A 14,278-nucleotide genomic window follows, 5' to 3' on the forward strand; every position below is an offset into this window, starting at 1 on the left:
TGTGGAGATAAGAAAATGACAGCCGAGTTTAAGAAAATATTCATTGCGACAGATGGCTCCGAGCAAAACAGACGAGCCATCGAGTATGGGATCGAACTGGCTAAAATAGCCGGGGGGAAAATATTTGTCGGCTACGTAGTGGACACAGCTGCTTTTGCTTCCATCCCTATGGATGCAGGATGGGAAATGATGTATGAGCTTATGGAGACTGAAGCAAACGAAGCTGTACAAAAGGTTGATGTACTTGCAAAGCAAGCAGGTGTGGAGACAGAGACCGTTGTACTTGAAGGTCATCCAAGTCACGAGATCATCGAATTTTCACAAAAGAATGGAATCGATGTCATAGTAATGGGCACTCTGGGCAAGAGTGGTCTTGATAGGTTCCTTCTGGGAAGCGTTGCAGAGAAAGTTACCCGCAACTCTACAGTACCAGTTCTTGTAGTAAAGGGTGTTTCCTCCAAGAAGGAGTGATGGTGGAAGAGGATTTACATGCCTAAAAACATCAAAGTTTCAGATATAATGATTAGAGATGTTGCTTGTGCAACACTTCCTGGTTCAAGGGATGAAGTCCTTGAGATCCTGAAGGCAAAAAGAGTTTCAGGTGTACCAGTATTAAAAGATGGAAAGCTTGTTGGTATTGTGAGCAGGTCAAATCTTTTGCAGAACCCGGAAGAAGAGCAGCTTGCATTACTTATGACAAGGGATCCTGTCAGTATTACACAGGATAAGGATATTACAGATGCTGCCAGGTTGATCATTGAGCACAACATTCGAAGGCTTCCTGTAGTTGAAGATGGAAAACTGATGGGTTTACTTACTGTAGCTGATATTGTTGGCGCTCTTGCAGATCTGAGTCTTACTGATCACGTAGGCCAGTACAGCAGCAATAAATCAGTAGCTGTATGGAGTGAGACGCCTCTTAATGTGGTAGCAAGAATAATGGAACTTGCTAATGTAAAGGCAGTTCCGGTTTTGAATTCTGATCTGGAACTAATTGGTATTATAGCAGACAGGGATGTTATAAGCGCCAGTATTATAGAAGACTCGGTAGAGATGTCAAACATGTCCAATGGTGCTGATGATGATCACTGGACCTGGGAATCCATGCGCGATACTATGAGTATTTATTATAGTGTTTCCAGGATAAGAGTGCCGGATGTGCTTGCCAAAGATATTATGATCACCGGCCTTGTGAAAGCATCATATATTTCTGGTGTAAGTGAGTGCGCCCTTAAGATGAAACGCAACAGGATAGATCAGCTCCCTATAGTCAATGCGAACCAGAAGTTCCTTGGACTATTAAGAGATCGTGACCTCTTGAAATCAATTGTAAATCTTTAATTTTACCCTGCCGGGTGCTTTTGCATCCGGTAATTATATCAATGGTGGTTTAAAATGAATCGCCCATTTACTTTTATAAATTCGGCCATGTCTGCTGATGGTAAAATATCCACATGGCAGAGAAAACAGGTACGGATTTCGGGAGCTATTGACTTTGACCGGGTGGATGAGTTGCGGGCTACATCCGATGCTGTAATGGTTGGAATAGGCACGGTGCTTGCTGATGATCCCAGTCTTACAGTAAAATCTGCTCAAAGGAAAGCAGAACGTAAGGCAAAAGGTCTCTGTGAGAATCCTGCACGTATTATAATAGACAGTCAGGCAAGGACCCCAATTGATGCTGATATTTTTAAAAAAGGAGAAGGTCAGAGAATAGTGGTAGTAAGTTCTTCTGCTCCATCTGATAATGTAGAGGTATTGAGGGAAAAAGCCAGGATCATTATCAACGGAGATACAAAGGTTGATCTACCGTATGCAATGGAGCAGTTGCACAATCTTGGTATCAAACGTTTAATGGTAGAGGGTGGTGCAACACTTAATTGGGCTATGCTTTCAAATGGACTTGTTGATGAAGTATACACTTTTGTGGGTAATGTTATAATCGGGGGACAAATGGCTCCCACTCTGGTGGATGGAGAAGGATTTACGGACACCAGCACTTTGCCTCTTGAAATGATATCAGCCGAGAATATAGAGGCTGGACTTCTCTTAAAGTGGAAAGTTCTTAATCTTCGAAAATGAATCTATATGGTTTTGTGCTGTGATGCACTAACTTCACAAAACCTATATCTTTTGAAGATATTATACTACTTGATAGTTTCAGGTGAATTTATGAAGAAATGTCTTTTCTTTTATATTGCACTTTTACTCATAGCCGCTTCTGGTTGCCTTGATACAACTTCCTCTTCTGGAGACAGTACTGTGGTTAGTGCTATAGTAAATGTTCAGAACCAGCAGCAAATAGATGAGGCACTCGCTTCGGGTCCCGTGCTTGTAGATATGGGTTTTGCTTCATGCCCGGCATGCAAAATAATGAAACCTACCATTGAGGAAATCGCACAGGAATATTCTGGAAAGGCTACAGTTATGTATTTAGATACACGGGAAACTCCTGAAGTTGCCATGTTTTTTGATGTATATTCTGTGCCTGACATGTTCGTCATAGCAGACAGAGATTCAGAAGGCTATCTTTATATGACATCTGACGGCAATATTACCAGAGATAGGAATATTGCAAGGTTCATCGGTGTAACTGAGAAAGACATTCTCACCCAAACACTGGACTTGGCTATTGCTTCAAGGCAGAATAAGTGATTGAGACTGACATATCTAAGAATATGGTGACTACTGATATTAGTCCTCTGGCGGTATTAATTGCAGGCATAATTAGTGTACTTTCTCCATGTACTCTTCCCTTGCTGCCTGCTATCCTGGCTTTTTCCACAAAAGAAGAAAAATATGGCCCTTTTGCAGTGATAGCAGGTTTGGTGATCTCTTTCACATCTATGGGTGCGATTACATCTGCCTTTGGAGCTTTGTTAATACGCTATATTCCTTATTTGCATCTCATAGCTTCTGTTATCATTGTCCTTTTTGGGATCATCATGCTTTTTGACCTTCAGGTCTTCAATTGGTTATCCTTCTTAACAAGTAAGGTCCATAATTCTAATAAGCAAGGACTACTGGGTGGTGTCTTGCTAGGTCTTTCTTTGGGCATCATCTGGATACCATGTGTAGGACCTTTATTAGGAAGTGTATTGGTGCTGGTGGCCATGCAGGGCAATCTGGCCTACGGCGCATCATTACTGTTTATGTATTCTATTGGTTTTGCATTGCCTATGCTCATTATCGCATATTCTGCAAATGTATCTGCTATGAGATTAAGGAACATTGCTCGCTATGACTTTATAGTCAAAAAGATAGCTGGCGTTTTACTGATACTTGCAGGATTATGGATGGCCTACACAAGCCAAATAACCTTACTTATTTAGATTTTAAAAGCAGAATAAGTTAAGACGATGCGAGAATTTATTCCTCGCATTCATCTTTTGAATTGGCAATTGCCACAAGTTCGTTAACACAAGCAACGGCAATGGGAGTTCCACCCCTTGTACCGATACATGTGATGGAAGGTATGTCTGTATCTCTTACGACTTCCTTGGACTCTGCAGCATTCACGAATCCTACAGGTGTTGCTATGACCAAAGCTGGTCTTATGCCATGCTCTACCATACGACACACTGCAAGTGCTGCAGAAGGTGCATTGCCTATGGCAACGATGGAACCTTCCAGCCTATCCCTGCATGCAAGAAAACCTGCTGCAGTTCTGGTGATACCGAATTTCTTAGCTATGGCGGCATCCTTGTCCTCATCCATCACACAGATGACTTCTGACTTGTGTCCCATCTTCGTGATACCATATTTTACCATGTTGATATCCACAAATATCGGTGCACCTTTCTTCAGAGCTTCCACACCTGCCTTTATAGGATCTTTGTTGAAATGCATGAGATATGCCATTGAAAGGTCGCCCACTGCAACCATGCAGCGCTGGCGTATCCTATCCTCTATGGTTCTGTCTCCCACTATCTGTTTAGCTAGGTTGCGGCTTGTCATGTAGATAGCCTTTGCCTCATCAGTCTGAGCGCCGAGGTCAGTGCAGATGTCTATAAGTGTGGGATCTATTTTTGTAGTGAACTCCACAAGCTCTTCAAGAGCAGGTGAACCGGACTGCTTTTTGCTTTTAGTAGTCATACTTTCTCTGATACCCCCTTGGAGTGATGATCTTTTCCCCGTTATTGCTTTTCCAGATCCTGGATTCATTATTGGCTATCAGGATAGTGGTGCTCATATCCACCCAGTCGTTATAGTTCATAACCTCGTCCAGAGTTGTGACAACATAATCCTGGTCAGTGGTTCTTAATGCATTCTTTACAAGACCGACTGGTACTGAGCCATTCTTGTATTTTTTAATTATATCTATAGCCTGTGAGAAATTTGATTTTCGCTGTCTGCTTTTTGGATTGTAGAGCGAGATTACAAAATCAGCAGAAGCAGCTGCGTTCAGCCTTTTTTCGATTACTTCCCAGGGTGTGAGGAGGTCACTTAAACTGATAACTGCAAAATCATTTACTATGGGTGCACCCAGTACGCTTGCTGCAGCAGTGATGGCTGTAACTCCTGGGAGTACTTCAATATCGACATCCAGACCTTCATGTTCGGCTACTTCCAACACAAGTCCGGCCATGCCATAAATATTGGCATCTCCACCGCTTATCATGGATACAACTTTGTCCTTGGCCAGTTGTACTGCTTTTACAGCCCTGTCCACTTCCTTGCCCATGGCGCTGCGAATGATCTCCTGTTTATCGATCAGCTCTGCTATCTGGTCAAGATAAGTGCCATTGCCTACAATGTAGTCAGAGTTCAGCAATACATCTCTGGCAGCAATGGTCATCTGAGGTACTGAACCAGGTCCAATTCCTATTATGTACAGCCTCCCTTTTCCAGCAGAGGTCTTATTCTGCGATTGCGATTGTGATCCTTCCATATACCTTCTTCCTTAAGATTAATTCCTTTTTTTTAGAAAGCGCCAAGGCAGATGGTTCTGCCACCCCTGTTAAACCGAAACGATTTGCCTGGGACCCAGATGGCGCATCATAATGATTAATTTCGTCATCGGAAAGGAATTTTATCTCCTTCCCAAGTAAAGTAACAGCTTCAAGCAGGCCAGCCTCATTTTCCTTTATCTTTGAGGAGGCAAGCATGTCAATATCTCCAATATTTTTCCCCACTTCTATAAGTGCAGACTCAATGGCGGATATGACCTCTTCTTTGTTGACACCTTTCCTGGCTCCGATACCTATGATCATCTGTTTCCCGCCTTTTCCTTTTTCAGCACAGATACATCATCACCAACTATCACGATCCTGGGACCCTTTATCTCAAGCACTTCCACATCCTGTTCCAGTAGGGAACAGTTGACCTGCCGAGTGGAATCCTTGTTAACGATATCACATCCCAGAACTTTAGCAATACCTTCCACAGAGTTACGGTTATGAACTTCTGTGGCTGTGGTGATGACTGGTATAGCACCTATTTCGGAAATCCTGCGGACCAGCTCGTTGGCGCCATGATGCCCTCCAAGAAGGGAAATAGCGAAGTTGAGGTTCGAGTCAACTACAACTACAGCCGGATCTTTCCATTTATCCTGGATAAGTGGTGCTATATCCCTAACCACGATACCAGTTGCAAAGACCGCCACTATTGCATCATATTCTTCAAACGCCTTTCTGAAGATCTCTTTTCCATATAGAAGAACATCAGCATCTAGGTGCTTAGCTATACGCTCGGCGATCTCCAGATTTCTTTCAAACGTTATGACAGCGGTTCTTGTGCTACTCCGTATAGGTACGACCTCCCATAGTTCTTTGGGTCAACTACCCCTCCGATGAGAATCATGGCTGAGCGCTTTATGCCTTCATCCTTGACCTTCTGAGCTATATCGGCCACAGTACCGATGACTATTTTCTGATCAGGCCAGGATGCATGGAAGACCACAGCCACCGGGGTATCAGGACTGTACTCAACCTTTTTCATGATCTCTTCTATCTTTTGAGTACCCAGGAATACAGCCATTGTGGCATTATGCCGGGAAAGTTCCTTTATCTGGTCTTCTTCCAGGGTCTTGCCTGCTGGTCTTGTGATAATCAGGGTTTCTGTAACGTTGTTCAGGGTCAGCTGTGTCTTGAGCGCTGCTGCGGTTGCAAAGACTGAGGAAACGCCTGGGATCACCTCTACCTCAACGTCAAACTTCTTCAATTCCTCTATTTGCTCTACAATAGAGCCATAGAGTGATGGATCGCCGCTGTGCAGACGTACTACTTTTTTACCTGCATTGAGGGCATCTACCATCAGCTTGTTTGTCTCATCAAGAGTCAGTCCGTAGCTGTCCACTTTCTCTCCCTTTGAATAATTAAGCACTTTCGGGTTCACGAGGGAACCAGCGTATATTACAAGGTCCGCTTGTTCCAGAAGTTCCTTGCCCATAACAGTTATGTACTTAGCATTACCCGGGCCTGAACCCACAAAATATACCTTCCGAGCCATTGTATTTTTTCCTCCATTATGTCTTTTGCCCGAACACTATGCTGAAGTAGTTGCCTTTCTCCGGGATCTTTTCCATTTCCTTGATGATGATCTCGTCGTCCATGAACAGACGCTGAGCAAAAGTAAATTTATTGTAACCCTCTTTTTTCATGGAGTCTATGATCTCGAGTGGCTTTGTTGCCTTAAGAACAATCTTATATGTTTTTTCAGAGCCATCACTTACTTCAAATGAAGCATCGACCTCTGCATCGGCTCTTGAAGCAAAGGATGTAATAGAGCTGATACCTGGTATTGTAGCTGTCTCTACATCAGGGTAAAGTCTATTCATCACTCTTTTAAGATGTGTAAAAGTTGAGAAGAAATTCGGATCGCCTATAAGCCCAAAGGATACAAGGTTATGCCTGGACTCCTCTGCTATGAGTTCTGCGTTCTTTGTCCATACTTCGTTGAGGACGTTATAATCGGTAAGCATCGGGAAATCAAGGATCTCCGCTTCAGCATAAGGAGCAACAAGCTCAGCGGCCAGTCTGCCAGGTACATAGACTTTGTGGCTTTTCTTAAGGGTCTCTACAGCCTTCAATGTAAGAAGTTCCGGGGATCCCGGTCCAAGTCCAACTCCAATTAGCATTTATATGATTCTCCTCTTAATTCGTTTTGTCTGTTCCTCCGACAATGATATACACCGGATTTACAGGCTTGAACATGGTCTCGCCCACAAGGTCGACCCCATGTGATACAATTACATGGAGTACCTCACGGAATATACCAAGTTCCTTCATCCTCTGTATTACCCTTACTACGGTCTCTATACGCACAGCGTCCACGACTATACTACGGGCATTCTTTGCTGCAAGAGCATCCAGCACCTCCAGGATGTTCTTAGATCCGCCTACGAAAGCACAATCTACTTTTTCCGCTTGAGCGATGACCTCAGAGGATTCACCGAAAACCAGATTCACGTTCGGTATCTTAAATGCTTCGAAATTCTTCTCTGCTACTTCAATAGCTTCTTTCCTTGCATCTATTGCAGTGATGTGAAGGTTCTTAACAAGTGAACTTGCTTCTATCGACACAGCACCTGTACCACACCCTACATCAAAGAACATATCGCTGTCCCTTAGTCCTAACTTGGAGACCGCGATAGCGATTATTTCTGGTTTTGTTGGGCCACCGCTTACACGTAAAAGATCAAACATGTTCCACCTAATTTAAGTAAACTGGAGTTCTGGAGTTAAGTAGATATAAGTTGTTCCTCATAAAACTTGTGAGAAATCTTCGTTAACACAAAAGCTTTCCATGTTAAAAGGTTGTTGGATATGACTGGCAAAAGTACTAAAAAATTACTGGTACTGGGGACTGCCTCGGATGTGGGCAAAAGCATAATGGTCACAGGCCTTTGCAAGATCCTTTCAGAGAAATACCGAGTGGCTCCGTTCAAGGCCCAGAATATGAGTCTCAATTCCTGGATCACTAAAGATGGTAAGGAAATAGGCATAGCACAGGCTGTGCAGGCCAAAGCAGCAGGTGTTGATCCTACTGCAGATATGAATCCGGTGCTCTTGAAACCCAAAGGTGACAGGACTTCACAGGTTATTATCTTGGGTGAACCCTTTGCTGATAAATCGGCAGGTAACTACTATGATTCCATCTCGGAAACCATGGAAGTGGTGAGAGGAGCTCTGGATCGTCTCGGTGAGAAATATGATCTCATTGTTATGGAAGGAGCTGGCGGAGCCGCGGAAATAAATCTCTATGACAGGGACATCGTGAATGTGGGCACAGCAAGGCTCACACAGGCGCCGATAATTCTGGTGGGCAACATCGAATCCGGAGGAGTGTTCGCAAGTCTCTATGGCACAGTTGCACTTTTGCCGGAGGACATACGCGGCAACATAAAAGGTTTCGTTATCAACAAATTCAGAGGAGACCCGGCTATCCTGGAGCCAGGGTTGAGGCAATTGGAAGAGATGACAGGCATCCCTGTGTTGGGTGTATTGCCATATTATAAACTAAAAATCCCATCTGAAGACTCCATGGCAATCTATTCAAAAAGCAGGAACACTTCTTCAGGTTGCCTGAACGATGTAGAGATTGTAGTGATCAGGCTGCCACGCATATCTAATTTCACAGATTTTGAACCCTTGGAGCGCCTGGCAAAGGTGAGGTATGTGGAGCTGCATGAGGACCTTGGAACTCCTGATTGTATCATTATCCCGGGTACCAAGAATACTATCAGTGATCTTTTAGACCTTAAAGCAAGTGGAATGGATAAGCAGATCCAGAAAATGTATGGTAAGGTACCAATTTTTGGGATATGCGGCGGTTACCAGATGCTTGGTAAGACTCTACATGATTCTGGTATAGAAAACGGCCGTGAGGCAGATTATGAGGGTCTGGGGCTGCTTGATGTGGAGACGGCTTTCGGTGAGTATAAGAAGACCACTACTCAGGTTAAAAAGAAAGTAGTTGCAGAGGGACCGATATTCCGGCATATCAAAGGTGAGGAAGTTTGGGGGTACGAGATCCACATGGGTAAAACAATGACTCTCAGAACCGCTTTTGGTGATGATGGCAGCATCGATGAGACTGGAACTGTCGTAGGCACATACCTGCACGGACTGTTCGATAACAGCAACATAAGAACTGCTCTGATGATCTATCTGGCTGAAAAGAAAGGCGTGGAGTTCCATCCTGAAGAGGCAACCACCGAAGAAGAGGCATATAATGAACTTGCAGATATCGTACGTAGTTGCCTGGACATGGACAAGATCTATGCGATGATAGAAGGAAATTAAATTTTCAAATTTAAGAAGATTTTATTCTATGTGGTCAGAGATAAAGTCTTCTGTAAAACATATGAGTGTGAAACTTAAAATTGATATGCAGTCAAATGTCTCCGATCTGTTGTTCTGGGTATATTTGACTATCCTGTTTTTTCCAATGGATTAGGCATAGTTAAAAGCAACAAATGTCTTTTATAAAGTATTTCCAATTCCAACTGAAATAGCATTCACATTTCTAATTTTGTCCAAGTAATTATACAAGTCGATCAAATCAAAGGCTTTGTATTTTACATAATATGCAATCATCTGCAGAGAAAAGTATTTTCAAGCTTTCATTCTTCAGCTAGTCAATAATCTTATCTATTTTATTTGTTATCTCCATACTTATCCTGATGATGTTTGTTTCGTCATTTTCACGTAAACATTTTTCATATTTTTGATGAATGTCACTCTTTTTGCACGTATTTTTCAGTTTTAGTTATATTTGGTACATTTTTGTCGAACGGTTAAGTATTTATACCATCCATCTACTTATACATCAATGTACAAATTAAAACATTGATGTCTTCAAAGGTGTTATCATGCAGTCATACATACAAAAAGTAAGTGCAGGTGAGAACCTGACATTGCAAGAGGCTGAGAAAGCGATCACAGAAATTTTCACACAAGCTACTGATGCTCAGATAGCTGGATTGCTCATGGCTTTGAAAATGAAAGGTGAGACTGCTGATGAGATAGCTGGGTTTGCATGCGGCATGAAGAAAGCTGCAAGAAGCATACACCCTGATGTAAAAGGCACACTTGTGGATGTAGTGGGAACCGGAGCGGACAGGCACAAGACCATCAATGTTTCCACAGCTGCTGCAATTATTGCTTCTGCTGCAGGAGTGAACGTAGCAAAGCACGGCAACCGCGCGATCACTTCCCTTTCAGGCAGCGCAGACGTACTGGAACAGCTGGGCATAAAGATCGACAAAGACCCTGAATCCGTAAAGGAGTCAATCGAAAAGATAGGTATCGGATTCATGCTTGCTCCTGTGTTCCATCCGGCAATGAAGAGAGTAGCAGGGGTTCGGAAAGAAATGGGTGTAAGGACAGTTTTCAATATCCTCGGCCCTCTTACAAATCCAGCAAGCGCTGATGCACAACTTCTAGGCGTATATGATCCCGGGCTCTGTGAGATTTTCGCACAGGTGCTTAAGAAGATGGGTGCAAAGCGGGCCATGATTGTACACGGAGACGGAATGGACGAGATCTCCAATATCTCAGAGACCCAGGTAGCGGAACTTAAAGATGGCAAGATAAAGACATACACTATCTCCCCTGAAGAACTGGGCATCAAGAGAGCAAAAGCCACAGATATTGTAGGCGGCACTCCTTCTGAAAATGCGAAGGACATAATCTACATCTTCAAAGGAGAAAAAGGACCTAAAAGAGATCTTATTGTGATAAATGCGGCAGCTGCCCTTTATGTTGCAGGTGCAGCCGATTCTCTGAAGGAAGCCATACCCATGGTGGAAGAGGTTATCGATTCAGGAAAGGCCATGGAAAAGCTCAGACAGTTCAGCGACAAGACCTTTGAAGGCATAGAATATGAGAGTTCCTGTAAGAGCGAAGATCTGCGGCATGCAGTGTGCTGAAGACATTGAGATGGCCGTCAAGTACGGAGCAGATGCTGTGGGGTTCATTACAGAAGTGCCTGTAAACAGCCCCAGGAAGCTTGATGCTGCAACTGCATCATCTCTTATCTCACAGGTGCCGTTGTTCGTAGATTCTGTACTTGTGATCATGCCGGAAAACGGAGAGGAAGCTGTGGAGCTTATTGACATATGCAAACCGGATATCGTCCAGCTGCATAATGACCTCGTACTTTCTGATCTTGAATATATAAGGGATAATGTCCGGCAGAAGATCATCAAAACCTTTTCTATACCTGTTGCAAAACAAAATATTGTTGAAGAGACACTTCCGTCAATAGATTCAATGGAAAAGCTGTTTGAGAACGATATCATAGATGGCATGCTGCTTGACTCAAGCAAAGCCGGGCAGGTCGGTGGAACTGGCGTTGTCCACGATTGGTCTGTGAGCGGGCAGATCGTAGAGAGAATGGAAGCTCCTGTGATACTCGCAGGAGGTCTCAATCCCGAAAACGTCCTTCAGGCAGTGGAAGAAGTACGGCCCTATGCAGTGGATGTTGCATCGGGAGTTGAGAAAAATGGTAAGAAAGACCCTGATAAAGTGAGCAGGTTCATTACACAGATAAGGTGTACAAATGGTTGAATTTGATCTTAATAAAAATGATTTTATTTCTCTTGTAGAAAATTCAAAAACACCTGCAATTGTACAGCTCATGGCAAAGGTGGAAAGCGTTTGCAATCCTTTGCAACTGTATGCTACATTGCAGAATGCAAATTATTCATATCTTCTTGAATCGGTGGAAAAAGAAAAAAGACATGCAAGGTACTCATTTGTGGGTTCTGAACCTGAAATCGTGGTGGACATTAAGGATAAGTATCTTACCATCGATTGCCAGAAGAATTCAGAGCTTTCAAAGTTCATCTATGATAAAGTAAAGGCTATGGGAAATACTGAATCTCTAATAGGAGGCAGGTTCAGGGTAAAAGTCAAGGAAGGCAGCGATGATCTTGCTGCATTCCGTGAAATATTCCCGACAAGTAACAATGTTGAGCTCCTTAATCAGAAGCGTTTTGAGAGACAAACATTCCTCGGCGGTGCCATTGGTTACAACAGTTATGACCTTGTATATGATTCCTGGATAGGCCGTGAGAAGAAGGATGATGCTGACACGCCTGAGATGCATTTTGCCATAATGACCAAGACTTTTGTCTTTGATCACATCACCAACGAGACATATTTGGTTATTACTCCTTTTGTAACAAAGGAGAGTGATCTTGAAGCAGTGTATGAACATGCTTTAGCAGATGCACAGCTCATGGAGCGCTCATTGCACATGTCCTCTGTGATAGGCATAAGTTCCGATATACTGGGTAGAGTAAAGTCTGAGGAACCAGTACCCAGTACCGATCAGGAAACCTTTGAAAAGGCGGTACTTACTGCAAAGCAGCACATAATTGACGGTGACATTTTTCAGGTAGTGCTTTCACGCAGGTACACCGTAAAAATGAGTCAGACCCCTTTGCAACTCTACATACGGCTCAGGGACATCAACCCAAGTCCATATATGTACATTTTCAACTTCAAGGACATCGGTATCGTAGGTGCAAGTCCCGAGACCCTCATGACGGTCTACAACAGAAAGGTCATCAGCAATCCCATTGCAGGCACATGTCCCAGAGGTAAAGATGAAGAGGAGGACACACAACTTGCAGCCCACATGCTTCAGGATGAGAAGGAAAGAGCAGAGCATATCATGCTTGTAGATCTGGGACGCAATGATGTGAGAATGGTTTCAAAAGGTGGGACTGTGAAGGTTGATGACCTCATGAGCGTTGTCAAGTATTCGCATCTCCAACATATCGAGAGTACTGTAAGTGGAAAACTGAGAGATGAATGCGACCAGTTCGATGCTACTCGTGCCATCTTCCCAGCAGGCACGTTATCCGGAGCACCCAAGATAAGGGCAATGGAAATCATAGATGATCTGGAACCTGCATCAAGGGGCATATACGGTGGTGGCGTTGGGTATTATTCCTGGAACGGTGACGCCGACTTTGCTATAGTCATCAGGACTGTTCTGATCAAGAACAATACTGCCTATGTGCAGGCTGGAGCAGGCATCGTGGCTGATTCAGATCCGACATACGAATATCTGGAAACCGAAAGGAAAATGGCTGCAATGATAAAGGCCATCGGAGGGAAATAATGAGGGTACTGTTCATCAACAACAAGGATTCTTTTGTTTGGAACCTTGTGGACTATGTTTCCCTATTCGAACCGGATACTATAGTCGTTCCGAATACTATTTCTCCGGATGAAGTAAGGAAGATTAATCCGGATGCCATCGTAATATCTCCTGGTCCGGGTACACCGCATAAGGCTGAAGATGTGGGAACTTGTCTTGATATTATAAGGGATTTCGGTCCTGAGATCCCTGTGCTTGGTGTATGTTTCGGTCACCAGGCCATCAACACAGCTTTTGGAGGATCCATCGGACATGCAAAAAGTGGCCCGATACACGGCAAGACATCTGGCATCAGCCATGAAAGTTCACCTCTCTTTTATTGTGTGCCACAGACCTTCAAAGGTGGAAGATATCATTCCCTTGCAATTGAAAAGCTTGCAGATGAACTAAAAGTGACGGCAAAGACAGAAGATGGCATTATCATGGCAGTGGAGCACATTAAGTATCCCATATACGGTGTGCAGTTCCATCCGGAATCAGTGCTTACTGAAAACGGGATGAAAATCGTCGAGAACTTCCTAAATATAGCTGGCATGCATAAGGATTAAGCCTTTTCGTGTTTATTCAAAATCATGCTTATCGGAATCACAGGAACACCAGGAACGGGTAAAACATCGGTCACAGCGCAGCTGGAAAAAAAGCCCGGATACCAGATAATCCACCTCAATGAACTTATAAAAGATGAAAAACTCTATTCTGAGGTGGATACTGAAAGGGATTGTGTTGTAGCTGACATGGATCTAGTGGAGCAGAGGGTCATGGAAAAGGTTAACAGGTCCAGCCCTGTTACTATATTGGACAGCCATCTTTCCCACCATATTGCTGATATTGTCATAGTGCTGCGGACATCTCCTGATAAGCTGCGGGAAAGGTTACAGAAAAGGAACTATTCTGAGAACAAAGTCCAGGAAAACCTGGAAGCAGAGGCTCTCGATGTAATCCTGTTCGAATCAGTGGGGTGGTGTGACAAGGTCTTTGAAATAGACACCACTAACCAGACCATTGAGGAGACCATTACGGATGTTGAAGAGATCCTCGATGCTCTGCTCAAAGACCGGGATGAACAGGTGACAGCAAAATACAAACCCGGTTCTGTGGACTGGAGCGAGGAATTTTTCGCATAGTTTATTGAAGCAGAAATTATCGAAACAGTTTTAATGTA

General features: G+C 43.6%; 18 protein-coding genes. 11 read left to right on the plus strand and 7 right to left on the minus strand.

What is annotated here, in order from left to right; all coding sequences use genetic code 11:
* The first annotated feature begins 15 nt into the window (after nucleotides 1–15).
* From ACC612_RS01230 to ACC612_RS01250, 5 genes are all read left to right on the plus strand, one after another.
* Entirely contained in the window at nucleotides 16–471 is a 456-nt protein-coding gene (locus ACC612_RS01230; RefSeq protein WP_371852635.1) for a universal stress protein, read from the plus strand.
* A gap of 18 nt (nucleotides 472–489) precedes the next feature.
* A complete protein-coding gene (locus tag ACC612_RS01235) occupies nucleotides 490–1,341 on the plus strand; it encodes a CBS domain-containing protein (protein ID WP_371852636.1) in 852 nt (283 codons plus the stop codon).
* A 54-nt stretch (nucleotides 1,342–1,395) separates the two neighbouring features.
* A complete protein-coding gene (locus ACC612_RS01240) occupies nucleotides 1,396–2,082 on the plus strand; it encodes a 2,5-diamino-6-(ribosylamino)-4(3H)-pyrimidinone 5'-phosphate reductase (protein WP_371852637.1) in 687 nt (228 codons plus the stop codon).
* A 90-nt stretch (nucleotides 2,083–2,172) separates the two neighbouring features.
* Entirely contained in the window at nucleotides 2,173–2,655 is a 483-nt protein-coding gene (locus ACC612_RS01245) for a thioredoxin family protein (protein ID WP_371852638.1), read from the plus strand.
* Nucleotides 2,652–3,332 (plus strand): cytochrome c biogenesis CcdA family protein, encoded by a 681-nt coding sequence (locus ACC612_RS01250; RefSeq protein ID WP_371852639.1) that lies wholly within the window; start codon nucleotides 2,652–2,654, stop codon nucleotides 3,330–3,332. Before ACC612_RS01245 ends, ACC612_RS01250 begins: the two co-directional genes overlap by 4 nt.
* Before the next feature lie 37 nt (nucleotides 3,333–3,369).
* Here the strand turns inward: ACC612_RS01250 and ACC612_RS01255 are convergent, their stop codons facing one another.
* From ACC612_RS01255 to cbiT, 7 genes are read right to left on the minus strand one after another with little or no spacing between them, the layout of a single operon-like run.
* Complete coding sequence (locus ACC612_RS01255) at nucleotides 3,370–4,095, minus strand: precorrin-8X methylmutase (RefSeq protein ID WP_371852640.1); 726 nt, start codon at nucleotides 4,093–4,095, stop codon at nucleotides 3,370–3,372.
* On the minus strand, nucleotides 4,085–4,891 hold the full coding sequence (cobJ, locus tag ACC612_RS01260; protein ID WP_371852641.1) for a precorrin-3B C(17)-methyltransferase: 807 nt from the start codon (nucleotides 4,889–4,891) through the stop codon (nucleotides 4,085–4,087). Before cobJ ends, ACC612_RS01255 begins: the two co-directional genes overlap by 11 nt.
* Complete coding sequence (locus tag ACC612_RS01265) at nucleotides 4,860–5,213, minus strand: cobalamin biosynthesis protein (protein WP_371852642.1); 354 nt, start codon at nucleotides 5,211–5,213, stop codon at nucleotides 4,860–4,862. The genes cobJ and ACC612_RS01265 overlap by 32 nt, the downstream gene beginning before the upstream one ends.
* Nucleotides 5,210–5,749 carry a cobalamin biosynthesis protein CbiG gene (locus ACC612_RS01270; protein WP_371852699.1) on the minus strand — a complete coding sequence of 180 codons (540 nt, stop codon included), beginning with the start codon at nucleotides 5,747–5,749 and terminating at the stop codon, nucleotides 5,210–5,212. The genes ACC612_RS01265 and ACC612_RS01270 overlap by 4 nt, the downstream gene beginning before the upstream one ends.
* Nucleotides 5,719–6,450 carry a precorrin-4 C(11)-methyltransferase gene (gene cobM, locus ACC612_RS01275; protein WP_371852643.1) on the minus strand — a complete coding sequence of 244 codons (732 nt, stop codon included), beginning with the start codon at nucleotides 6,448–6,450 and terminating at the stop codon, nucleotides 5,719–5,721. The genes ACC612_RS01270 and cobM overlap by 31 nt, the downstream gene beginning before the upstream one ends.
* 16 nt (nucleotides 6,451–6,466) lie before the next feature.
* On the minus strand, nucleotides 6,467–7,078 hold the full coding sequence (locus tag ACC612_RS01280) for a cobalt-factor II C(20)-methyltransferase (protein WP_371852644.1): 612 nt from the start codon (nucleotides 7,076–7,078) through the stop codon (nucleotides 6,467–6,469).
* 16 nt (nucleotides 7,079–7,094) lie between these two features.
* Complete coding sequence (cbiT, locus tag ACC612_RS01285; RefSeq protein ID WP_371852645.1) at nucleotides 7,095–7,646, minus strand: precorrin-6Y C5,15-methyltransferase (decarboxylating) subunit CbiT; 552 nt, start codon at nucleotides 7,644–7,646, stop codon at nucleotides 7,095–7,097.
* A gap of 120 nt (nucleotides 7,647–7,766) precedes the next feature.
* Here cbiT and ACC612_RS01290 point away from each other — a divergent pair, with 120 nt between their 5' ends.
* The 6 genes from ACC612_RS01290 (at nucleotide 7,767) to ACC612_RS01315 (ending at nucleotide 14,240) form a co-directional block, all read left to right on the plus strand.
* Nucleotides 7,767–9,245 carry a cobyric acid synthase gene (locus ACC612_RS01290; RefSeq protein WP_371852646.1) on the plus strand — a complete coding sequence of 493 codons (1,479 nt, stop codon included), beginning with the start codon at nucleotides 7,767–7,769 and terminating at the stop codon, nucleotides 9,243–9,245.
* Between the two features lie 569 nt (nucleotides 9,246–9,814).
* Nucleotides 9,815–10,873 (plus strand): anthranilate phosphoribosyltransferase, encoded by a 1,059-nt coding sequence (gene trpD, locus ACC612_RS01295; protein WP_371852647.1) that lies wholly within the window; start codon nucleotides 9,815–9,817, stop codon nucleotides 10,871–10,873.
* On the plus strand, nucleotides 10,860–11,513 hold the full coding sequence (locus ACC612_RS01300; protein WP_371852648.1) for a phosphoribosylanthranilate isomerase: 654 nt from the start codon (nucleotides 10,860–10,862) through the stop codon (nucleotides 11,511–11,513). Before trpD ends, ACC612_RS01300 begins: the two co-directional genes overlap by 14 nt.
* Nucleotides 11,506–13,077 (plus strand): anthranilate synthase component I, encoded by a 1,572-nt coding sequence (trpE, locus tag ACC612_RS01305; RefSeq protein WP_371852649.1) that lies wholly within the window; start codon nucleotides 11,506–11,508, stop codon nucleotides 13,075–13,077. The genes ACC612_RS01300 and trpE overlap by 8 nt, the downstream gene beginning before the upstream one ends.
* A complete protein-coding gene (locus ACC612_RS01310; RefSeq protein WP_371852650.1) occupies nucleotides 13,077–13,664 on the plus strand; it encodes an aminodeoxychorismate/anthranilate synthase component II in 588 nt (195 codons plus the stop codon). The genes trpE and ACC612_RS01310 overlap by 1 nt, the downstream gene beginning before the upstream one ends.
* 24 nt (nucleotides 13,665–13,688) lie before the next feature.
* Nucleotides 13,689–14,240 carry an adenylate kinase family protein gene (locus ACC612_RS01315; RefSeq protein ID WP_371852651.1) on the plus strand — a complete coding sequence of 184 codons (552 nt, stop codon included), beginning with the start codon at nucleotides 13,689–13,691 and terminating at the stop codon, nucleotides 14,238–14,240.
* Nucleotides 14,241–14,278: the final 38 nt, after the last annotated feature.

The organism is Methanomethylovorans sp. (genome assembly GCF_041447285.1).
Classification (GTDB): Archaea; Halobacteriota; Methanosarcinia; order Methanosarcinales; family Methanosarcinaceae; genus Methanomethylovorans.